The 19,513-nt window shown below is 68.2% G+C and carries 15 protein-coding genes and 5 pseudogenes; 9 read left to right on the top strand and 11 right to left on the bottom strand.

Annotated features, from left to right (window positions below; translation table 11 throughout):
* Positions 1-476: 476 nt before the first annotated feature.
* The 3 genes and pseudogenes from ACFYY6_RS33475 to ACFYY6_RS33465 form a co-directional block, all read right to left on the bottom strand.
* On the bottom strand, positions 477-764 hold the full coding sequence (locus ACFYY6_RS33475) for a hypothetical protein (protein WP_389197098.1): 288 nt from the start codon (positions 762-764) through the stop codon (positions 477-479).
* 259 nt (positions 765-1,023) lie between these two features.
* The gene (locus tag ACFYY6_RS33470; RefSeq protein ID WP_389197096.1) at positions 1,024-1,650 is read right to left on the bottom strand and encodes a transposase; all 627 of its coding nucleotides are present in this window, start codon (positions 1,648-1,650) and stop codon (positions 1,024-1,026) included.
* Positions 1,651-1,900: 250 nt separating this feature from the next.
* A pseudogene (locus ACFYY6_RS33465) lies at positions 1,901-2,617 on the bottom strand (ISL3 family transposase); the annotation flags it as partial.
* Positions 2,618-2,946: 329 nt separating this feature from the next.
* Here ACFYY6_RS33465 and ACFYY6_RS33460 point away from each other — a divergent pair.
* Positions 2,947-3,300 carry a hypothetical protein gene (locus ACFYY6_RS33460; protein WP_386610447.1) on the top strand — a complete coding sequence of 118 codons (354 nt, stop codon included), beginning with the start codon at positions 2,947-2,949 and terminating at the stop codon, positions 3,298-3,300.
* A gap of 16 nt (positions 3,301-3,316) precedes the next feature.
* Here the strand turns inward: ACFYY6_RS33460 and ACFYY6_RS33455 are convergent.
* From ACFYY6_RS33455 to ACFYY6_RS33445, 3 genes and pseudogenes are all read right to left on the bottom strand, one after another.
* Positions 3,317-3,448, bottom strand: a pseudogene (locus tag ACFYY6_RS33455) (AAA family ATPase); the annotation flags it as partial.
* A gap of 280 nt (positions 3,449-3,728) precedes the next feature.
* Positions 3,729-3,958: pseudogene (locus ACFYY6_RS33450) on the bottom strand (Ku protein); the annotation flags it as partial.
* A gap of 151 nt (positions 3,959-4,109) precedes the next feature.
* Entirely contained in the window at positions 4,110-4,670 is a 561-nt protein-coding gene (locus ACFYY6_RS33445) for a hypothetical protein (protein WP_351635782.1), read from the bottom strand.
* 295 nt (positions 4,671-4,965) lie between these two features.
* On the opposite strand from ACFYY6_RS33445, the gene ACFYY6_RS33440 reads away from it, so the two are divergent.
* Positions 4,966-5,790 carry an alpha/beta hydrolase gene (locus tag ACFYY6_RS33440; protein ID WP_351635803.1) on the top strand — a complete coding sequence of 275 codons (825 nt, stop codon included), beginning with the start codon at positions 4,966-4,968 and terminating at the stop codon, positions 5,788-5,790.
* A gap of 354 nt (positions 5,791-6,144) precedes the next feature.
* Here the strand turns inward: ACFYY6_RS33440 and ACFYY6_RS33435 are convergent, their stop codons facing one another.
* Entirely contained in the window at positions 6,145-6,747 is a 603-nt protein-coding gene (locus tag ACFYY6_RS33435; RefSeq protein WP_351635785.1) for a TetR/AcrR family transcriptional regulator, read from the bottom strand.
* 86 nt (positions 6,748-6,833) lie between these two features.
* Between ACFYY6_RS33435 and ACFYY6_RS33430 the strand changes: the two genes are divergently transcribed.
* Positions 6,834-8,321 carry a carboxylesterase/lipase family protein gene (locus ACFYY6_RS33430; protein WP_386610449.1) on the top strand — a complete coding sequence of 496 codons (1,488 nt, stop codon included), beginning with the start codon at positions 6,834-6,836 and terminating at the stop codon, positions 8,319-8,321.
* Positions 8,322-9,118: 797 nt separating this feature from the next.
* On the opposite strand, the gene ACFYY6_RS33425 is transcribed toward ACFYY6_RS33430, so the two are convergent.
* Positions 9,119-9,748, bottom strand: coding sequence for a TetR/AcrR family transcriptional regulator C-terminal domain-containing protein (locus ACFYY6_RS33425; RefSeq protein ID WP_351525121.1), 630 nt, complete (start codon positions 9,746-9,748; stop codon positions 9,119-9,121).
* 67 nt (positions 9,749-9,815) lie between these two features.
* Between ACFYY6_RS33425 and ACFYY6_RS33420 the strand changes: the two genes are divergently transcribed.
* Positions 9,816-11,078: a beta-ketoacyl-[acyl-carrier-protein] synthase family protein gene (locus ACFYY6_RS33420; RefSeq protein ID WP_351525128.1), complete on the top strand. Its 1,263-nt coding sequence runs from the start codon at positions 9,816-9,818 to the stop codon at positions 11,076-11,078.
* 164 nt (positions 11,079-11,242) lie between these two features.
* Here the strand turns inward: ACFYY6_RS33420 and ACFYY6_RS33415 are convergent, their stop codons facing one another.
* Positions 11,243-12,085, bottom strand: coding sequence for a hypothetical protein (locus ACFYY6_RS33415; protein ID WP_351525122.1), 843 nt, complete (start codon positions 12,083-12,085; stop codon positions 11,243-11,245).
* 229 nt (positions 12,086-12,314) lie between these two features.
* Here ACFYY6_RS33415 and ACFYY6_RS33410 point away from each other — a divergent pair, with 229 nt between their 5' ends.
* A complete protein-coding gene (locus ACFYY6_RS33410) occupies positions 12,315-12,815 on the top strand; it encodes a DUF6207 family protein (RefSeq protein ID WP_389197093.1) in 501 nt (166 codons plus the stop codon).
* Between the two features lie 84 nt (positions 12,816-12,899).
* A pseudogene (locus ACFYY6_RS33405) lies at positions 12,900-14,091 on the top strand (IS110 family transposase).
* Positions 14,092-14,099: 8 nt separating this feature from the next.
* Here the strand turns inward: ACFYY6_RS33405 and ACFYY6_RS33400 are convergent.
* Positions 14,100-15,281: a PP2C family protein-serine/threonine phosphatase gene (locus ACFYY6_RS33400; RefSeq protein WP_389197091.1), complete on the bottom strand. Its 1,182-nt coding sequence runs from the start codon at positions 15,279-15,281 to the stop codon at positions 14,100-14,102.
* A 329-nt stretch (positions 15,282-15,610) separates the two neighbouring features.
* Positions 15,611-16,168, bottom strand: a complete 558-nt coding sequence (locus tag ACFYY6_RS33395; RefSeq protein WP_351633156.1) for a DUF3291 domain-containing protein — start codon at positions 16,166-16,168, stop codon at positions 15,611-15,613.
* 286 nt (positions 16,169-16,454) lie between these two features.
* Between ACFYY6_RS33395 and ACFYY6_RS33390 the strand changes: the two are divergent.
* From ACFYY6_RS33390 to ACFYY6_RS33380, 3 genes and pseudogenes are all read left to right on the top strand, one after another.
* Positions 16,455-16,723 (top strand): annotated as a pseudogene (locus ACFYY6_RS33390) (phosphotyrosine protein phosphatase); the annotation flags it as partial.
* A 483-nt stretch (positions 16,724-17,206) separates the two neighbouring features.
* Positions 17,207-18,097: a DUF6424 family protein gene (locus ACFYY6_RS33385; protein WP_351525118.1), complete on the top strand. Its 891-nt coding sequence runs from the start codon at positions 17,207-17,209 to the stop codon at positions 18,095-18,097.
* A gap of 199 nt (positions 18,098-18,296) precedes the next feature.
* Positions 18,297-19,430: a DUF2235 domain-containing protein gene (locus ACFYY6_RS33380; RefSeq protein ID WP_389197089.1), complete on the top strand. Its 1,134-nt coding sequence runs from the start codon at positions 18,297-18,299 to the stop codon at positions 19,428-19,430.
* The last annotated feature ends 83 nt before the right edge of the window (positions 19,431-19,513 follow it).

The raw sequence follows: 19,513 nt of genomic DNA, 5'->3' as shown, positions 1-19,513 counted from the left end.
CCGCCGCCCTGCGCGTATCTCACCCAACCAGAACTACCGGACCTGGCGCTCAACTGTCAGGCCGATAGCCCGACATCACTCAATCAAGTTCAGTATCTGCGATACAGGAGAGTGCTTCACAGCTCCTGCGATCAAGGAACCAGGAGGTCGGAGGCCATTCGCGAGACAATCTCTGATTGTGCTCCGGAGCCGTGTGCGCAGGTTCGAATCCTGCCGGGGGCACTCGCCGGTGATCAGCAGAAATCAAGCGCTGACCAGGGCGCGGATGCCGAGAGGAGAGGGCGGAAGTCAGTATCACTGAGTTTGGCTTTGTGCATCTCTAGGAACAGCAAATGTGGATGAGGTTGGGAGGCGGTTGGTGATCTCTCGTCGCCTGAATGTCGATGAGAAATGGGTTCTGGCACAGATCTTGGGGAGTGGTTGCGGAGGGTCACGGTCTCGTTCGATTGCAGGGAAGGGACACGGGGCCGGGTCCGTCAGCGTTCACGCATCCTGGTCCACCACCAGCCGTCCACTGCCCACTCGATGTTGTTGGGCTCTGGCAAGGTGCGACGCTCGAATTCCTCATCGATGCGCGTGATCAGTCGACCCAAGTCCCGTTTGGCTCCGGGAGGAAGGTGCAGCATTGCCCGCTCCAGGTCGTCACGGGCGTCTTCCACCTCTATCCCGGGCGAATAGGCCTTGGAGGCGTTCAGATATCGTCCAGGCTGCTTGAAGGCCCACTCGAAGCGAGAGAGCGCATGCGCGACCGCGTTGGGCCACATCTCCTGGTCTTCGACCCGGCGGATCGCTGCACGAGTCCGCGCGGAGACACCGTGGACCCTCAGGACCGGATACTGCCATCGTGGCCGCCACTGCTCTGCGCGGACGGCCTTGGGACGCCTACGCGGCATAGCCCTTTCGGATCAACATGAGGCCATCCTGCCACGGCTGAGCCCCTGGATGACCCTCTGTTCACACCCCTCCGCAACAAGTGTTCCTGCTCATCGGTTCTGTGCAGATCTTGAGGGGTGTCTCGGAGTGTCACTGGAGCAGGATCATTTTGCGTAGGAGTTCGAATCCGGCTCGGCCGTAGAGCTGTCTCTTGATCTTCTTGATGCGGTTGACAGCTCCCTCGATGCTGCCGGAGCTCCAGTCCAGGGTGAGGCCGACGGTCACGGCGTCGAGGTCTCGGAGCAGGTGGAGTGCGAAGCCTGCGAGGCCGGGCAATTGGCTGGCGTCGACGGCGTTGATCCAGGCAGGGAGCGTGGTGCCGAGGCGATCGGTGAGTATCTCTCCGAAATCGCGGACGTGTCCGGCGGCCGTGTTCAGTTCGGGGCAGCGGGTCAGGACGTCCTTGAGGCCGACGCGGTCTTCCTCGCTCAGAGCGGCAGGGTGGCGGGTGATCCAGCCGGTCACCTGCCGCACCGTCGGCGGCCGCGGCGGTGTGGCGGAGGGGGCCCCGCGCAAGGTGGCGATGTGCGCTCGGACCATGCCGTAGGTGACGGGAGCTTGCTCGGCGAGCAGCTCGCTGTGCAGTCGGGTGACGCTGGTGCATCCTTCGGCGAATCGCCGCTCCAGGTAGGGTTTGTAGGGGTCCAGTCTGCTGGGCCGGGGTCGGTTGTCGCGGATGGTGTCCTGCCAGCGTGCCGCGTTCGCGTACCGGAGCACGGTGTTTCAGGCCCCAGCCCAGGTGCCGGGCAATCGCCCGGCGTGAGTGCCCTTGGGCAAGGAGCTCGTGGACCAGGGCGTGTGCGGCCCTCTTGCGCTCGGCCCGCCGGCCGACGGGCGTCGAGTCGTCCTGTGGCCGATCGGAAGCCGGTCGGGTGTCCTGCGACTGCATGCCGCTGGGCGTCGGGTTGCGCAGGCAGTCGCGGTGGGCGGCGACGCAGGTCTCCACGGCCCGGCCGAGGCCCTGCCACAGATGGAACCGGTCGGCGACCTGCAGAGCATCGGGGGCACCGCGCCGGGCCCCCTCGGCATAGGCGCCCGCCCGGTCCCGGCAGATGATCTCCACGCCGGGATGGCGGTTCAGCCACGCGGCCAGCGGCCCGGCTTCACGCGTCGGGAGCACATCGACCACGCGATGGTCTTCGACGCTGGTCAGCACGGTTGAATAGGTCTGGTCGCGACGGATCGCGAAGTCGTCCACACCCAGCACCCGCGGAGTACTGAACCACGGATCGGGCAGTGCCATGACCCTGCGTAACAAGGTCATCCTTCCAGCACCAAAGCCCATCTGGGCCGCCAGCCGAGCGCCGGCCCGCCCCGCCAGGGCGAGCCCCACCCGTTCCAGGGCACGGTTGAGCCGCGTGGTGAACCGTGCGTACGGGACAGTCAGCCGGGAGAACGGCTCGGCGAAGGTCCGGCGTGGGCACTGCCCCGACCCGCAGATGAAGCGTCGGACCGTAAGCCGGATCACAAAGCCCTGGTCAGCCAGTGGAAGGTCCCTCAGCCTGCGTTGGTAACGGTCGTGGACCCGGCCCGAGAAGAGGCCGCAGTCCGGACATGAAGCGCCGCCTGCACGACCTCTCGCCACCACCTCGACCGTGCCGAACGCGGCCGTAACCGCCTCGACATCCAACTCGGCGATCCCGTCGAATACCAGCGAGTCCCAAAACGGTCCATCGGCCTGCATGACCAGCACCATCACCGACCACAACCGACCGCAGCAGCGAACGGAAGTAACCTGAGGGAGCGTCACTTCCGGCTGTCAGACGACACGGCGTACGCCGTGTCGCACGAGCCGGACTCCTCGCAATCGAACAACGCGGTCACACTCCGCAACCACTCCCCAAGATCTGTGCCAGAACCGAGATCCGAGAACAGTTGTCGGCCGGTTCTGGGAGCGGACGATGCCTGGGCGCTGGAGAAATGTTGCTGAGAACTGGCAGCACCCGCGTGTCGGCGAACAGGCTCCCTGGCCGGAGCCGCTCCGCAGGAGCTCTCTCCCGCGGAGCCTGGCTCTTGAGGAAGGATCTCGAACATGAGCAAACCGCAACTGGACCCACTCTCGCGGCTGTGGAAAAAGCACATGCATGCACAGTTCCCACCGCGCCTCGCGGTCGAGAGATCAACGGCGAAGACCTGGTGTTGCTGGATGCGGGCATCGCTGGCTGTGTCTCCTCGTCGCTGTCTGGGCTCCTTGACGAGAAACGCCGCAGAATCCTGCTCGGATGCCTCGCGGCCGTAGACAAGGTGCTGCCGTCGCTCGGTGATGGGGGCGACGCAGTCGAGTACTACGAGCGGTTGCGGGCGATGGCCGAGTTGGCAGCCGAACTCCCCACTGCCAAGACCCGCTGGCGTCGAGGGGCGGGGTAGTGGGTTGGCCGACGACTTACTGCTCGGCGCGGGCACGGATGCTCACGAGGCGGTAGGAGTCGGTGCCGGTCTCGATGATGTTGCCACCGAAAGTGGGGCGGTCGACGATGGCAGCGCAGGGCCGGAGGTCGGCGAAGGTCTTCGTCCAACATGCGCCGTGAGGCGTTTCGTTGTATCCCCGATGCAGTCGGGACGAACTTGGAGGGAGGTTCTTGGGTCGCCGGGCTCACTTGAGCGCGAAAGCGTGAGGGGACAACAGCATGCTCGGAAAGCGGTGCCCGTCTGGAGGCGTCCGGGGCGGGGTGCCGCAAGACCCGCGCGATATAGCTAAGAGGTTGTCTCACGGGCAAGTTGCGCGAGCTTCCTGTAGCAGGTCAGGGCGGCGGCCATGGCCAGGCCCCGGCTCTGCCAGTCGTGGCGGACCACGTAATCGCCCTCGCCGTGGGCAGCAGCAGCATCCCGTCGAGCTCCTCGTCCGTGACGGGACGACCCGGTCCCGGGTGAGCTCGTAGCCCTTGCCCATGTCCTCCTGCGCGAGGACCTCGCCGTCGATCTCGCAGACCTTCCGGGTGCGGATCCGGCCCATATCGGCCAGGTGCACCTGACGGAACCTGACCGAACGGTCCTCGGTCGCGGCCGAGACCCGGACGGGGATCATCACCAGGCCGAAGCTGATGGCGCCGTTCCAGATCGTCGCCGGCACGCGGACCTCCCGCGGGGTGGGGCCTTCCTGTATTCCGATCGTGGTGGAGGCGCGGGGCCAACGCACCTCTACCGACCGGCCGAAGCCGCAGAAGAAGGCCGCTCGACTACGTCTCGTCGGGCTGCTCGTGGACGTGCTTGAGCGCCATGCGGGCCTCGACCAGGCCGAGGCCGCCGAGCGACTCACAGTACGGGTGGGTCGAGACCGCCATGCTCAGACGGGGCAGTTCCTCTCGGAAGCGGGCGACCTCCGCCACCTGGTCGGGCGTGTACCCGGCGCGCGGGATGTCCCACTCCCCCGGCTCCAGGGGCAGGCGGGGCTCATCCGAGTCCTTGGGTCCGGCCGGAGGCCGGTGGTCGGTCCCGGGTATGGCGTCAGGTCGGCGACGGGTGGGCGGGTCGGCCAGTGGCCAGCGGGCGGTGTAGAAGCGGTAGACGGGCATGTGGCCGCGCAGTGTCTTCGGCTCGCTGATGTCCAGACAGTGCGTAGCGACGGCGGCGTCCACGATGTCGTCGTCCAGGCCCGGTTCGCGGCGGCGGCCACGCAAAACGAAAGCGAGATGACGGCGGGCCTCAGCGAGCAGGTGCCGACAGTGAAGAAAGCCGTCCTTGTTCATCATGAACACCATCGCGGTGACGTCGACGGCCGCCAGGGCAACTGCGACCACGTCGGCGACCCGGGGATGCTGTGCGCGGTGAGGCGCATGGCGGGTGGATTCCGTGTCAGACGTCCGTCGCGCTCATTGGGCAAGTGTCGACGCGATCGATGCGTGAGCGTCATGGGGTGGCGGGGACCCTGATTCCCGTCTGCTGCGGGCTTCGCGACGGTGGTGCCTATGCCGCGATGCGAGTCGACGAAAGGATTTGTGATTCTGTGCTTGCCGCGGATCCGAGAGCACACAAGAAATAGGTGACCGCACACCGGGTAGGGGACGGCGTATGGACGATTTGGTGAACAACCCGATGGGCGGCTCAGGGGCCGACTTAGCGAAGGCCTCAGCGGGCGACGGCATACATGTGACCGTTTGGGACGAGACCGGGGGCCAAGGTCCGCGGGCAGTGTTCGCGCACGGGATCCTGACCTGGGGTGACGACGCGCACTACGGCTTCGCGGCGCAGCGCCCGCTCGCCGACCGCCACCGCCTGCTGTTGATGGACCGCCGCGGATACGGGCGCAGCCCCGATATCGCGCACAGCGACTACGAGACCGATGCCGACGACCTCATCCGGCTGCTGGGCGACGGCGGCCATCTGGTCGGACATGCGTACGGCGGGGTGAGCGCGCTGGTTGCCGCCGCGCGCCGGCCCGATCTGGTGCGGTCACTCACCCTGATCCAGCCCGGCGCCCTGCGGCCCGCGGCCGGCCACCCAGTTGTCGCGGCCGCCTTGGAACGGGCCCGCGCAGGAATGGCGGAACTGCCCGCCGAATTCTCACCCGAGGAATTTCTGCGGGCCTCCACCGAGGCGCTGGGGATGGCCGCGCCGGAACCGACCCCGCAGCGGCTGCGCGCCGCTGCCGCCTCGATGACCGAACGACCCTGCTGGGACGCCGAGATCGCGCTGGAGCCACTGGCGGCCGCGCCCTGGCCGAAGCTACTGATCTCGGGGGACTGGGCGGGCGCACCCGCACTGTACAAGGAGTACGCGGGCGAACCGCTGATCGCCTGCGCAGAGTTCCTCGCCGATAGGCTGGGCGCCGACCATCTCGTCGTGCCCGGGTACTACCCGCATACGCAACAGCCGGAGGCGGTCAACGCGGCGCTGCGAGAGCTGTGGACGCGGAGGTAAGCGCCTGGGGACGAACTCGTTCTGCAGCCCGCGGCCGACGTCGATCAACGCCCCCCTCAAGCGACCGCGCCCTGCGGCACCGTCCTGCAACCATCACTGCCCCTGGCGGGCACCGACACGAGAAGGAGCAGTCGACGCCCACGCATCCTGGACGCCGCCATCGGTCGCCGCCAGCGAATACCTTCAGGCACCCCCGTCGCAGGACGCAAAATGGGCCACCAACCTCGCCACCGCCTGCCAGTACCACGCCCGGGAAGGAAACCTGAAGGTGCTTCGCAAGCACATCGAGCACCTCGATGCCGAAGAGGAGGGGGTGTTCTGTACCGGAACGCGACCGTCGGCGATTGGGCGCGGTCAGGGCTTCGTCGTGAACAGCCGGTTGAGGTGCTGGTCGACGGCGGTCAGGGCCTCTTGGGGCTCGATCACGCTCAGTTCGATGAGCGGGATCAGGCCGGTGAGTGCCAGGAGCAGGTTGGTCTCTGTCGCGGGGTCGCGGTCGGGGTTGATGTGGCCGTCGGTGATTGCCTGGCGGACGATCTGCTCGATGAGGTCGCGGCCCTGAGCCAATCCGTCGCGTGCGCGTGTGTGGATGTTCGCGTTGTGCAGTGACTCCAGGACGTAGGCGGCGCTCATCCGGCTCGTCGCGCGTGCGTCGGGATGCAGCGGGAGCATCTCCGCAAGCATCACCCGGAGCATGTCACGGGGGTGTGGTGGCCCGCCGAGTTCTCCGACGGCTTCGGCGACGCGCAGTGATGTCTGTTCGGACGCGAAGTCCATAGCGAAAACCAACATCTCTTCCCGGGTGGTGAAGTAGTGCTGCACCGCGCCGTGGGAGATGCCCGCTTCCTGGGCCACTTCGCGGACGCTCGCGTGCGCGATGCCGCGTTGCTCCACTACGCGCCACAGTGCTCGGGCGATCGTCTCGCGGCGTTCACGGTGATCCACCTGCTTGGGCATCAGTGGCCTCCCTGTTTCAATACAGTTGACATATTACAACTGGCCGGTAAAAGCTGGGGAGTCCGTTCGCCGAGGAAGGACGTGGCATGTCCGAACAACCAGGAGCACGGACTGCGGAGGGCCTCGTTGAAGGGCGCTGGCAGGAGAACCATGCGGTGTTTCGGGGCATCCCCTATGCACAGCCGCCGGTCGGACTCCTGCGCTTCCAGGCGCCGGCGCCGGTCGAGGGGTGGGACGGGACGAAGCAGGCGGCCGAATTCGGCCCCGTGGTTCCGCAGGCGGGACCGACGGCCGAGAGCTCGCTCGGAAACGACTGGCTCACGCTCAACGTCAGCACCCCGGCCCTGGGGGCGGCCGGGCTGCCCGTGCTGGTGTGGATCCACGGTGGTGCCTACATAGCGGGGGCCTCCAGCGATCCGATGTACGATCCTGCCGCTCTGACCAACGCGGGCCTGGTCGTGGTGAGCATCAACTACCGGGTGGCAGCCGAAGGTTTCGCTCTTGTCGAGGGCGCCCCGGCCAATCGCGGGTTTCTCGACCAGATCGCGGCCTTGGAATGGGTACGGCGCAACATCGCCGCTTTCGGCGGTGACCCCGACCAGGTCACGGTAGCGGGACAGTCCGCCGGGGCAGGGTCGATCGCGGCCCTGCTGACGATGAAGCGAGCGCGCGGGCTGTTCCGCAGGGCCATCGTGCACTCGGTCCCGGGAACGCTGTGCACCCGTGCGCTGGCGGAAGAAGTCGCCGCCGCGCTCGCGAGCCGGGTCGGTGCGGCACCCGACGTCGAAGCCCTGTCCTGCATCGACTCCTTGCGACTGGCCGGCGAGCTCACTGCCCTTGGTGTCGACCTTCCCGGCCACCGCAAGAGTTGGGGGCGGCTGTCGCAGATCGGCGTCGCCGTGTGCCCGGTCCTCGACGGCGTGGTGCTCACCGAAACGCCCTGGACGGCGCTGGCCGAGGGCCGTGCAGGAGGAATCGACCTCCTCGTCGGCCACACCCGTGACGAATTCCGGCTGTTCAGCGTCATGATGGGGCGGCTGGGCACCTTCACTGAGGACGACGCCCATACGGCCCTGGACCTGTTCGCCCCGGCACCAGACGGCGCCGACGCCTATCGTGCCGCCTTCCCGCAGGCCACCCCGGAAGAATTGATCGAACTTGTGTACTCCGATGCCCTCTTCCGGATGCCCTCACTGCACCTGGCCCAGGCCAATCAAGCGGCTGGAGGCACATCGTTCCTCTTTGAGCTGCAATTGACCGCCCCGGCGTCCGGCGGAGTCCTGGGCGCCTGCCACAGCCTCGACGTCCCCCTGGCGTTCGGCACGCCGGACAGCCCCGCCGGCCGACACCTCTTCGGCGACCGACCAACGCCGGAGGTCTCGGTGGTATCCCGGGAACTGCAGCGTGCATGGGTCCGCTTCGCCACGACCGGCGACCCCGGATGGCCCGCCCACCGGCCCAGGCGACGGCTGACTCGCGTCCTTGATATCGAGTCGAAGACCTTGCCATACCCAGAAGAGGCCTCTCGCCAGATCTGGGAGCGACACGGCCCGGCCCCCTTCGACCTCACGTAAACGAGGATCCGGCTCTACCGGCCGCCGCGCACCGCGTCAGGAGTCCGTGGCGCCCTCCTCCACCGGCGCGGAAACCGCCGACCTGCCGAAAGACCTCACCGAACGCATCCCGGCGACATTTGTATACGCGGGCATCGACGTCACCACGACCGTCCTTGTTCAGCGGCGTGCGTGGCGCGCAGCCCGCCGCACGCTCGAGCCTGGTGGAACGCGGTATGTCCCCGGCGCGGCTCGGGAAACACGAGCCGTTCAAAGAACGGATCACGGCCGTGGAAACAGCACTCTCCGCGCACCACGCGGGGACCCTCCCCCGCCACGCGTCCCACCTTCACCAGCGGACCGCAGGAAGAATCGGGAGCCTGCCCCGCCTAATCCGGCAAGCAGCGGTCACCGCCATCAGTGATGGCAGGCAACGCATCACCAAAACCAGCCTCGACACGATCCGCCCGGGCCACCTCGCCGAACCCCACCACCGCCCCACCACGAACCGTTCCCGCACACCCGGCCGGTAGCTTCTCCCCCTGCCTCATCCGCGCCGTAAGTAACGCAGAAAAGGTGCTGTGAGCAGGGGAAACACCACTCGGCCCTTTACACGTCGACGCTACCTGGGGAAAACCTAGTGCCGCTCCCGGCAACGTTTGCCCCGTCGCGCCGCCTGGCACGCGCGCTCGCGGCGTTGGCCAAAAGCCCACGTGGCTCTCGACTTCGTTCGAGCAGGGCAGACCCCATCCGAGGGCTTCCGGCCGCCTTGTGATCGCACGCACCGGGCACCGCTCCTTCCGGGCACACATTGCCGGTCACGGCACTAGCCAGCCGTACTCGGGTTCGTCGTGGATGGTCAATGCTCCGGCGAGGTCGAGGTCGGCGACAGTGCCGTGTGCCCCGGCCCGGACGAGCAGCACCGCGCCGAGCGCGGTGCTCCAGAACGTCCTGACCTCCACGTCGAGCGGTCGGCGTGCCCTCCAGCCGCGACCGTTGATGAGCTGGCCCACGAAGCGCTCGGATTGCCGGAACAGCAACTGGAGGTGCCGGTCGACCACGGGGGCAAGTTCTGGCTTGGAGATCCCGGCGGCGAGTGCTCGCGCGACCGGTGGGAGCGAGGGCATGGCCAGTACAGCGCGGGCGATGTTGCGCCGAAATGTCGCCGCGTCGAGGGCTTGGCGACCGATGCGCTCAATCCGTCGGGCGTCGTGCAACAAGCCGAGAAAGGCGGCGTGCACGAGCAGCGAGTCCTTAGAGCCGAAGTAGTAGGTGACCTGATTGGGGAAGACGCCTGCCGCGTTCGCGATCTCCGCGACGCTCACCTCCGCGCCGGGCCGCTCCTTGCAGAGCCGTGCAGTGGCCTCAATCAGCCGGCGTCTCGTCGCGCGACCGCGGTCACGCGATCGAGCCGACGTTGATCGGGCTTCGGTTCGCTTCTTCTCCATTCTCAAATTGTATGTGATACAACAAGGACTCGTTAGCTTGTATCGCATACAAGAAAGGTTGAAGGGTATGCACCGGACTGAAGTCGTCGTAACCGGACTCGGCGCGATCACACCACTCGGCGGGGGCGTGGAGTCCACCTGGAAAGCCCTGCTTGCCGGTGAGTCGGGCATCCGCGGCGGCGTCCTGCGCGGCCACGAGGGTCTCGGCCTTCCCGAGACCGTCGCGGGGACGATGGCGATCGACCCCGCCGAGTCGCTGCTGCCGGTACAGGCCAGGCGGCTCGACCGCTCACAGCAGGCAGCCTTCGCCGCGGCGGCCGAAGCCTGGGCCGACGCCGGCGCCCCAGAGGTGGACCCGGACCGGCTTGCATCGGCGATCGGCACGGGCATCGGGGGCGTACGGACGCTGCTGAAGGAAGACGACGTTCTGGAAGCGGCAGGGCCCCGGCGCGTCTCCCCCCGCACGGTACCGATGCTCATGCCCAATGCGGCGGCGGCGCTGATCAGTATCGAATACGGCGCACGGGCCGGGGTCTACACGCCCGTCTCGGCGTGCTCCTCCGGTGCCGAGGCGATCGCTCTGGGGGCCAGGCTCATCCGTGCCGGCGAGGCGGACGTGGTCATCGCGGGCGGGACCGAGGCCGCGATCACTCCGATCACCGTCGCCGGCTTCGTCCAGGCACAAGCACTGTCGCGGCATACCGCCGAACCCGCTTCAGCGTCCCGGCCGTTCGCCGCGGACCGCAGCGGATTCGTCCTCAGTGAAGGCGCCGCTGTCGTGGTGCTCGAAAGCGCCGAGCACGCCAACGCCAGGAACGCGCACGTCCACGCTGTACTCGCGGGCGCCGGCATCGCCGCCGACGCTCACCACATCACGGCACCCGCTCCCGACGGCTCCGGTCAGGTCTCCGCCATGCGGAAGGCCCTTGCGCAAGCCGGTTTGACTCCCGAGCAGGTCAGCCACATCAACGCCCACGCCACCGGAACTCCGGTCGGCGACGTCGCCGAGGCACACGCAATCCAGGAGGTCTTCGGCCGCGCCACCGTGACAGCCCCCAAGGCGGCACTCGGTCATCTCTTTGGCGCGGCTGGTGCGATCGAGGCGCTCATCGCCGTCCTCAGTGTGGAGCACGGCGTCATCCCGCCGACCCGCAACCTCACCGCGGCCGGCGTCGGGCCCGACATCGATCTCGATGTCGTCGCAGAGCGACGAGACGTTCCCCAGGAGGCCGTGCTCAGCAATTCCTTCGGCTTCGGCGGACAGAATGTCTCACTCATCGTCACCGGCGCACGGCACCACGCGTCCCGTACGGCCCCGACGACACCATGACACACGCGAACGCACCCTTGTCCGTGGAGGCTCGCCGCCGATTGCCCGGGGGGCGGCTCCGGGCAATCGCGCGCTCTCCTCACCCAACTGCAGCACTCACAGGCCAGTCCCACGCTCAGTACAGACACGAAGGGGTGAAATCGCTCCCCTCCCGCTGAGACACCTCACTCAGCAATCCGACCGATGCCCACACCGTGACGCCGTCGCCGCTCCTGAGACATCAGAGCCTCTGAGACAGCCCAACTGTTCCTGAGCTGCGCACGGTGGAGAAACGCCGACGCTCCCCGCTCGTATTGCTGCGCCCGGCGCCGGCACCCGCCTGAGCACCTCCGGGCGCTCGTACAGCGGTAGAACAGCCCTCTCCCGCCCGCCGCGTCCCAGCCGCCCAGAAAGGTGGCCAGGACGCGGCGCCGTTCTTCCTCGCGGGCGATCTGCCGGGCGAGTACGGCAGAGTCGACGTACGGGGCGACGGCGGAGAGGACCGGACGCTGGAGCTCGTCCGGTTCCAGGGCCTCAAGCTCCCACTGCACGGGTTGTGCGGAGTCAAGCCCGTAGCGGTCGGCGAAGGCCGGCCATCTCGGGTCGCAGTGTTTGCCCTCAGCCGAGGGCAGTTCGTACTCGATGGTCTGCTCGCGGGTCAGGAGCACCCGGCGGACCTCTTCCCAGCAGCCTTCGGTGCGCCGGGCCCAGTCTCGTTCGATGTCCGCTCCGCTCGCGTCGAAGTCGCCGCACCAGAGCAGGGTGGCATGGCCGAGTTGGATGGTGCGGCGGCGTAGGACTGGGGGCGAAGCCGCGGACGGCCAGGGCCGGGATGCCGTACTCGGCCAGCCAGCCGGTGAGGAGCTGTAGGAGGGGGGGTCCCTCTCCGCCGCGACGTACGCCGGCCGCCGGCCCTCGGTGCGGTCGAGGGCGAACCAGGTGGCGGCCTCGCGCGGGAACGCGCCCGCGACCAGCCAGGCCAGCGCCCGGTCCACGACGACCGGCCACCGGATCCGTTCACGTGCCATACGGGACCCGTGCCCGCCCCCGCCTCGGCGGTCGCAGGGCCGCACGGAGGGTGCGGCCCTGCGGAGGCCTACCGGTCCCTGGCCGCTCGCTGAGCCATTGGCATGGCTCACGGCGACGGTGCAGCCGGCCCGGTCCTGTCGGCGGGCGCGGCTGCCTTCATGTCTACGGGCCGGGCACGGGTCGTGCGACCGGTGCCGTGCGAGTCTGTGACCGAGTTCCCTCGTGCGGATGCTCTCTGTCCGGTCGGCGAACTGCGGGTCGCACAGGGGCGTCGGTGAGGGCGTGCAGATCGACGAGCAGCACATCTCCGAGCCCGGGCTCGTAGTCATGGACATCACCGCCGCGGACGAGGACACCCTCTGTGCGGTGATGGACGGCCTCCAGCGGCAGTGGGGCAACCTCCGGGATCAACCGGGTGCGGCGCCTCCCGGGCGCGGCCGGTGCCCGGGCACGGTGCATGCCGACGTGCTCCGCCCCGGCTCGGCTTACTGGCTACGCCACCGCCTACCTCACGTGATTGCCCCTGCCGCGCGGGGGTGTCCGCCTTCGCTGACAGCACTGCCCATACGCGTTTCCCCCTCAGTCCTCCCTACCTTGTTGTTCGGGATGAGCGAGCCATTCGTAGGGTTGGCCCACCCAGGTGGTCCGGGTGTGGCTTTCAGTCCTCTGCCGTCCGTGGCTGGTGCCGATTCGCCGCCCGGCCCCCACGACGACTCGGCTGCTCATTAGGAATTGCGGCACTGATCGCTCAGTAGGGACTCGACAGCGAGGTCGTCCGTGGTACCCGTACGAACACGACCTGCGGAGAAGCGAGTGACAGCGATCTGGGCCGGTATTGACGCCGGGAAGACCCATCACCACTGTGTGGTGATCGACGACACCGGCAAGCGGCTGCTGTCCCGCCGTGTGGCCAAGGAGGAAACCGAACTGCTGAGGCTCCTGGGCAACGTGCTGGACCTGGGCGAGGTGACGGCCTGGGGCATCGACCTGGCCGACGGCGGGGCCGGCCTCGTGATCGCGGTCCTGCTCAACCACGGCCAGCCCCCTGCTCTACATCCCCGGCCGGGCCGTCAACCGGGCCTCGGAGGGCTACCGGGGCGACGGCAAGACCGACGCCAAGGACGCCGCGATCATCGCCGACCAGGCCCGCGTCCGCCGGGACCTGATGCCCCTGCGGTCCGGTGACGAACTGGTCACCGAGCTGAAGGTCCTCACCGGCCGCCGCCGCGACCTCGCCGACGACCGCACGAGAGCCATCAACCGGCTGCGCGGCCACCTGACCGGGATCTTCCCCGGCCTGGAGCGTGAACTCGACCTCGGAAACGTCGGCCCCCTGGTGCTGCTGACGGGCTACCGGACACCGGCCGCCATCCGCCGCACGGGCGTCAAGCGGCTGGCGACCTGGCTGCGTAACCGCAAGGTCCGCGGCGCCGACCAGCTCGCCACCGCGGCTGTCCAGGCCGCCGAAGGCCAGCACACCGTCGTTCCCGGCGAGAAGATCACCGCGCAGGTCGTGCACTCCCTTGCCAGGGAGGTGATGGCCCTGAACGAGAAGATCGCCGAGACCGACAAGCTCATCGAGGGCCGGTTTCGCCAGCACCGGCAAGCCGAAGTGATCACCAGCCTGCCCGGCATCGGGCCCCTGCTGGGCGCCAAGTTCATCGCGGCCACCGGTGGCAACATGGACGCCTTCGACAGCGCCGACCGGCTCGCGGGGTTCGCCGGCGTCGCTCCGGCCTCCCGCGACTCGGGCAAGATCAGCGGCAACCTGCACCGGCCCAAGCTATACAGCCGGCGTCTCCAACGCGTCTTCTACACCTCCGCGCTGATCAGCATCCGCTGCTGCGACGAGTCCCGCCGCTTCTACGACCGCAAGCGCGCCGAAGGCAAACGACACGTCCAAGCCGTGCTCGCACTCGCCCGCCGACGGGTCAACGTCTTGTGGGCCCTCCTGCGTGACGGACGGTGCTACGAACCCATACCGCCCGTCACGTCCGGCGCTTGACAACTCCATTAGGAATCGGCCCTTCGCCTGGCCGCCCCTGCTGTGGGCCGAGGCAGGGGCGCGCGCTCGGCCGCCTTGGTAGGCGCCGGCTGACGGCTGCGCTGGACAGCAATCACAGCGGCGTCGTCCGCCAGGTGTCCGCCGGCATGTGCGATGAGATCGGCGCCCAGATGGTGGACCAGCGCAGAAGGGCTGTGGTGGACCCAGGAAGCGGCGCGTTCGGACAGCGGGTAGAAGACGCCCCGTGCGTCCCGGGCCTCTATCACCCCGTCGGTGTGCAGCAGCAACATGTCTCCGGGGCCGAACGGGAAGGTGTCGACGTGGTAGCGGTGGCCGGCCAGTTCACCAAGGCCCAGCGGCGGGGCGGGGCAGGTGGCATGCAAGGTGGAAACCTTCTGGCCGTGTAGCAGCAAGGCGGGCGGATGCCCACAGGTGACCATGTCCACCTGCGGCAGCGCGTCAGGGATGTCGAGGACGGTGGCGGTGATGAAGCACTCGCCGGCCTTCTCCGCCTCAGTGGGGTCGGCGAGGTTCCAGCACACGCTGTGGTCCAGGTAGGCCGCGAGGTCGGGCAGGGTGGCCTGGCGGTGCGCGCCCTCCCGGAAGGCGCCCAGCAGCAGGGCGGCGTCGCCGATCGCGGTCAGGCCCTTGCCCATCACATCACCGATGATCAGCCGGGTGCCCGTGGAGGTGCGGACGGTCGCGTACAGGTCACCGCCGAGCAGGGCCTGCTCCTGCGCCGCCAGATACACCGACCCCACCCGAAGGGGACCGATCCGGCGCGGCAGCGGCCGCAGCACCACCCGCTGTGCGGCCTCCGAAACCGTCCGTACCAGCGCCAGCTCACGGGCACGCCGCTCCCGCAGATAGCCGAAGGCCGTCACGATCACCGACACCACCAGCAGGGCAATGAGCTGCGAGTCGAAGTCCCTGATCAGGTGACCGTTTTGAAGGCCGATGACAAGCATGCCCGCCGCCGCCAAGGCAGCGATCGCCCCGGTGATGAGTGGGGAGGCGAAAGACGCGGTGAGCGCGGGTGCCACGATCAGCAGCGACGGGCCCATCGGCAAACTGGGGGTCAACACGTCGGCCAGTACGATCGCCGCGATCAAACCCAGCGGGAACACCAGCAGCGCGCTATCGGCCTGCCGTGAGCGAGGGCGGTGTGCAAACCGCTGCCACAGGCGCATATTCCCTGCTTACACCCTCCCGGGCAGCACCGCAGGTGCAGGAACACGACAGGAGGACGGACCGGCTTATGTCAACGCGAGCAGCAGCACAGCCGACGGCGCTCACGCCCCCTCCGCTGTCCGACACCACGCGCTGACGCCCACGGATCCCCGGCCCGTGGGCGTCAGCGCGTGGTGTCGGACAGCTCTGCTCCATGGCGGGCTGCTGGCCACAGCGGTGCGGCGAGCCGCGGCCACCCGCCACGCGGGCAAGCCGCCTCCCGGAGTCGTTGTTCGCCGTCATTCAATCGAGGCGTTTGACAGCGAATCCAGTCGTCCAGGCTTCCTTGTCAGCGAACCTGGTCGCTCTTCGGCCCGTTGCCTTTGATCCTGGTGGGAGTTCCGTCCGGGGCGAACGAGTGGTGGAAGGTGAAGGCGTGCGGCGCGGAGCCGTGGTCGTGGAGTTGCTCCAGCCTGGAAACCCCGTCCTGCCAGGTGGGTATCACGTCGTCGGAGACCCACCAGAACACGTAACTCGGGTGTTCTGTCCTCTCGAACCAGTCGTAACGCCTGTTCAGCGCCTCACGGTGCAGGCCGGTGTAGATGGCGTCGAAGGCCGGGCGCAGGTCGGTCCAGAGTGAGAGGGTCGCGGCCAGGGCGGTGGTTTCCACCCTGCGGCCCTTGCCGTACCAGGTCGGTACGGCGAACTCTCCCCATGCACCCCAGTCCAAGTCGAAGTGTGAGCCCCGGTTGCCGTCTGCCGCTACAGCACGAGCGAGGTATCCGGGGTGCTGGGCGATCTTCCGGTAGATGGCCTCAGCGCTGTCGTGGAACTGGCGCGTGAGAGGTGCGGGATCGGCGAGAGGTGACTTCAGGACGCCGAATGTGTACAGAGCAAGATGGGGCATGCGTCTCTCCCTGGTTGGGGCTACCTGGTGTGGACCCGGTTCGGTGGTTTACGGATGGGGCGAGGATTCGTGCGGTGTGACCAACTCGTCCCGTCGCGGGTGGCTTACCTGAAGGAACCCCTGTGCGACCGTGGGTGACCGCCGAAGTCCAGGTGAAGGTAGCTGCCTGTGCGGGCCATGTCGAAGTTGCGTTTTCCCTGCCCGAGTGGCCTCTTGCACAGGTCCTTGCGGGGCCGGGACGGTGGCGCTGCCTGCCGCCGTTCACTGTCGAAGGACAGTCGTCGACATCTGCTGCCGGAACTCGGGTTCTGGCTCGCCTTCCCTGAAGGCCGCCGCCTGGCTGGCCCACCTGGCCGGAGCCCGCTCGAGGTCCGCTCCGCAGGCTCCGACCCCGGCGACCAGGTCAACCCGGCCGCCGTCGAGGCCATGGCCGAGGTCGGCATCGACATCTCCGAGGAGACGCCGAAGATCCTCACCGTCGACGCGGTCCGCGAGTCGGACGTGTGCATCACCATGGGCTGCGGCGACACCTGCCCCGCCTTCTCCGGCAAGCGAAGCGGGGCGACCACGGCCAGACTGCGCTCTCCGGGCAGCGTGGTGCGGCGGCGCCGACGCGCTGGGTGGGCACCGCACCATGCCGTCCGGACGGTACTGCTCGGGTGGCTGCGTCCGGTTCGACGACGTCGGTCTTACTGATGTGCTGTCAGGTCTGTCAGGAGACAGGGAGAAGCGGGGCCGACGTGCTCAATCCCCGCCTGGCCCCGGCCGTTCGCGCCGTCCGTGGCCCAGCTGGAGCGTTGGGTCACGCGCAACGCCACTGGCGGGCATGGCCGACGATGCCTCCGCGCGCAGCACTCCAGGAACTGATCGACACGGTCGGCAGCGGCAGACCTCTTGATCTGCCCTGCTTGGACCGACAACCCTCCGTTCATCGGCTGCTCGGGTTGGCGTACCTCCGAGCCCGGGCGGACGATGAAGACAGGGGGACTCGGCACCGTGGGCCGAACACGGACCGCGGTCGGCACGTGGAGGTGGGACATGCCCCGATCCGGATCCGTTGCATCGTCCCCGATTCCCGACTCGCTCAAGCCCGGCGGGATCGAGTCGGAGAACCACCCCTGGAAGATTCGGCTGGTCGAGCACCCCGAGCGCTTCGAGTCGTCGTTCTTCCGCGCCGCGAAGAAGACGGCGCACAAGATTCTCGACGAGATGAGTGACGCGGATCTGCCGTACGGTTCCCGGCCCGCCGGCTCCGAGCACTGGGAGATGCACCACGGTGGCAGCCTCTGGGTCAGGGGAGCGGGCGGCTGGCGGATGTACCGGGCCCGGGTGGGCATCGAGTGGAGCATGCAGTTCTGCGCTGAGCCGGTGAAGGTCGACCGGCTCAGGCAGGAGGCGGCCGAACTCATCGATGCTTTCCCACTGACCCTGCCGGCGCTCGCCGAGCTGGGATACGAGGAGGCCGACGCACTGCTGCGCACCCCGATCAAGGACGCGGACGGTGTGGAGGCGTGGACCGACTCGTTGTTCAACGCGTGCGTGCCCATGAGCCACGGCAACCACCAGGGGATTCTGCCCAAGGTGCCCGGTGAGCACCACTATCCCTGGCCCGTCAAGGGGGCGGACTTCGTCCGGTACGACGACTTCCAGCTGTGGGTGACCCTGCCCGACGGTACCCATGGCGCCGTTTCCCCGGTGGACCGGCGGGGTTCCGGAGACGGACACGTCCGCCTGGTGCACGTCCCTGAGGGCAGCAGGGCGGCGGAGGCGGTGGCCGAGGCGCAGGAGCAGGGGCTGATGGCGGTCCTGCCGCCGAACAGTTCCGCCGCGCTCCAGGCGTTCGCCGGGCAGATCGCCCCCGGACGACGCACCGCGGCCGGCCACCTGGCTACGGGCCGGGCGCGCGGGAACGGCCGAGGCTCCCGCTAGGGCGTGTTGCGAAAGTCCCGTCCGGCCCGCGACGCCTGGCACGGCGCCTAGCCACGTCGTCGGGTCCGTCCACGTACGCCCCGTACGAGAACGACCCTCCGCCTCGCGACGCACCCCATCGGAGGCCGCAGGACCCGCCCTTCGGGCGGACGACGCCACTTTCGAAACACGCCCTGGGCCCGCGGGACGAGGAGCCGATATGCCACGCAGGATCGTCATCTGCCTTGACGGGACGAGCAATCAGGTCGGCGCCTGCCACCCCACCAATGTGGTGCGGCTGTTTGAAATGCTGGAGGCGGACGACCCCTCGCGCCAGCTCCTGTATTACGACCCCGGCGTCGGCACCATGTCGTCGGCCGCCGCCCGCGGTCCGGTCGACCGCTGGCTGTCCCGTGGGTGCGGTCTCGCCTTCGGCACCGGGCTGAGGACCAACCTGGCAGAGGCGTACACGTGCTTGATGCGGAACTGGGAGCCCGGTGATCTCGTGTATGTCTTCGGATTCAGCCGCGGCGCCTATACCGCCCGCGCGCTGGTCGGGATGCTCAACAAGCCCGGACTCATGCGGGCCGGCTCGGAGAATCTCGTCCCCTACGCGGTGGCCAAGTACGCTTTCAACCAGGACATCGACAAGAGCGAGCGGGAAGTGGCCCGGTTCTCGCACGCCTTCTGTCAGCGCACCGACCGCGAGCCGCTGTGGGCGGCGGTCAAACGCAACAATCCGCGGCAGGTCTCCCACTACGCGCTGCCGGTCGCCTATCTCGGTGTCTGGGACACAGTGAAGGCGGCGGGGATCCTCCGCCTGGGCAATCTGCAGTGGCCCTACACCCACGAACTCCCCAATGCCGCCCGCATCCGCCACGCCGTTTCCCTCGACGAGAAGCGGCGCCCCTTCCGCGAGTTCCTGGTCAAAAGCCGGCCGGAGCCGCTGCACGACACGGCGCAGGAGGTCTGGTTCGCCGGTGTCCACTCCGATGTCGGCGGCACCTTCGCCCATGAGAAGGGCGATGCCCTGCTCTCGACGATCACCCTCAAGTGGATCACCGATGAAGTCTGCCAGGATCTGGTCTTCCGCCCCGGCGCATACGCCGAGGCATGTGCGGTGACCGAGGAGTTCGCCGACGCGGCCATCCACCCCAATGGTCCGTTCTGGATCCTGGTCGGCCGACGCTCGCGCCGCGTACCCGATCAGGCCGTACTGCACACAAGCGTCCGGCTCCGCCTGGAGCGAGACCCCAAGTACCGTAAGAGCCGTACGGACCTGCCCGATCCGGCCGAGCCACACCGCTGGGTCGACCCGGATTGGACCAAGCCCGCCCAGCAGCAGGACGGCTGACGACGCCGGACGTCACCAACCGGGAGTCACGACCTGGGAGTCACGACACGACCTGAGAGTCACGACGTCACCAACTGCACGAC

Origin of the sequence: Streptomyces sp. NPDC001750, from assembly GCF_042892615.1 — a bacterium.
Taxonomy (GTDB): Bacteria; Actinomycetota; Actinomycetes; order Streptomycetales; family Streptomycetaceae; genus Streptomyces.
Note: the sequence above shows the minus strand (reverse complement) of the source record. Positions and strands in the feature narration are given on the sequence as shown.

Excerpts from the sequence above, each read along its gene's own strand:
- ACFYY6_RS33475 (WP_389197098.1), bottom strand. The coding sequence starts at position 764 with ATGTGGCCCAACGCGGTCGCGCATGCGCTCTCTCGCTTCGAGTGGGCC.
- ACFYY6_RS33440 (WP_351635803.1), top strand. The coding sequence starts at position 4,966 with ATGGGCGGCTCAGGGGCCGACTTAGCGAAGGCCTCAGCGGGCGACGGC.
- ACFYY6_RS33435 (WP_351635785.1), bottom strand. The coding sequence starts at position 6,747 with ATGCCCAAGCAGGTGGATCACCGTGAACGCCGCGAGACGATCGCCCGA.
- ACFYY6_RS33430 (WP_386610449.1), top strand. The coding sequence starts at position 6,834 with ATGTCCGAACAACCAGGAGCACGGACTGCGGAGGGCCTCGTTGAAGGG.
- ACFYY6_RS33425 (WP_351525121.1), bottom strand. The coding sequence starts at position 9,748 with ATGGAGAAGAAGCGAACCGAAGCCCGATCAACGTCGGCTCGATCGCGT.
- ACFYY6_RS33420 (WP_351525128.1), top strand. The coding sequence starts at position 9,816 with ATGCACCGGACTGAAGTCGTCGTAACCGGACTCGGCGCGATCACACCA.
- ACFYY6_RS33415 (WP_351525122.1), bottom strand. The coding sequence starts at position 12,085 with ATGGCACGTGAACGGATCCGGTGGCCGGTCGTCGTGGACCGGGCGCTG.
- ACFYY6_RS33410 (WP_389197093.1), top strand. The coding sequence starts at position 12,315 with ATGCTCTCTGTCCGGTCGGCGAACTGCGGGTCGCACAGGGGCGTCGGT.
- ACFYY6_RS33400 (WP_389197091.1), bottom strand. The coding sequence starts at position 15,281 with ATGCGCCTGTGGCAGCGGTTTGCACACCGCCCTCGCTCACGGCAGGCC.
- ACFYY6_RS33395 (WP_351633156.1), bottom strand. The coding sequence starts at position 16,168 with ATGCCCCATCTTGCTCTGTACACATTCGGCGTCCTGAAGTCACCTCTC.
- ACFYY6_RS33385 (WP_351525118.1), top strand. The coding sequence starts at position 17,207 with ATGCCCCGATCCGGATCCGTTGCATCGTCCCCGATTCCCGACTCGCTC.
- ACFYY6_RS33380 (WP_389197089.1), top strand. The coding sequence starts at position 18,297 with ATGCCACGCAGGATCGTCATCTGCCTTGACGGGACGAGCAATCAGGTC.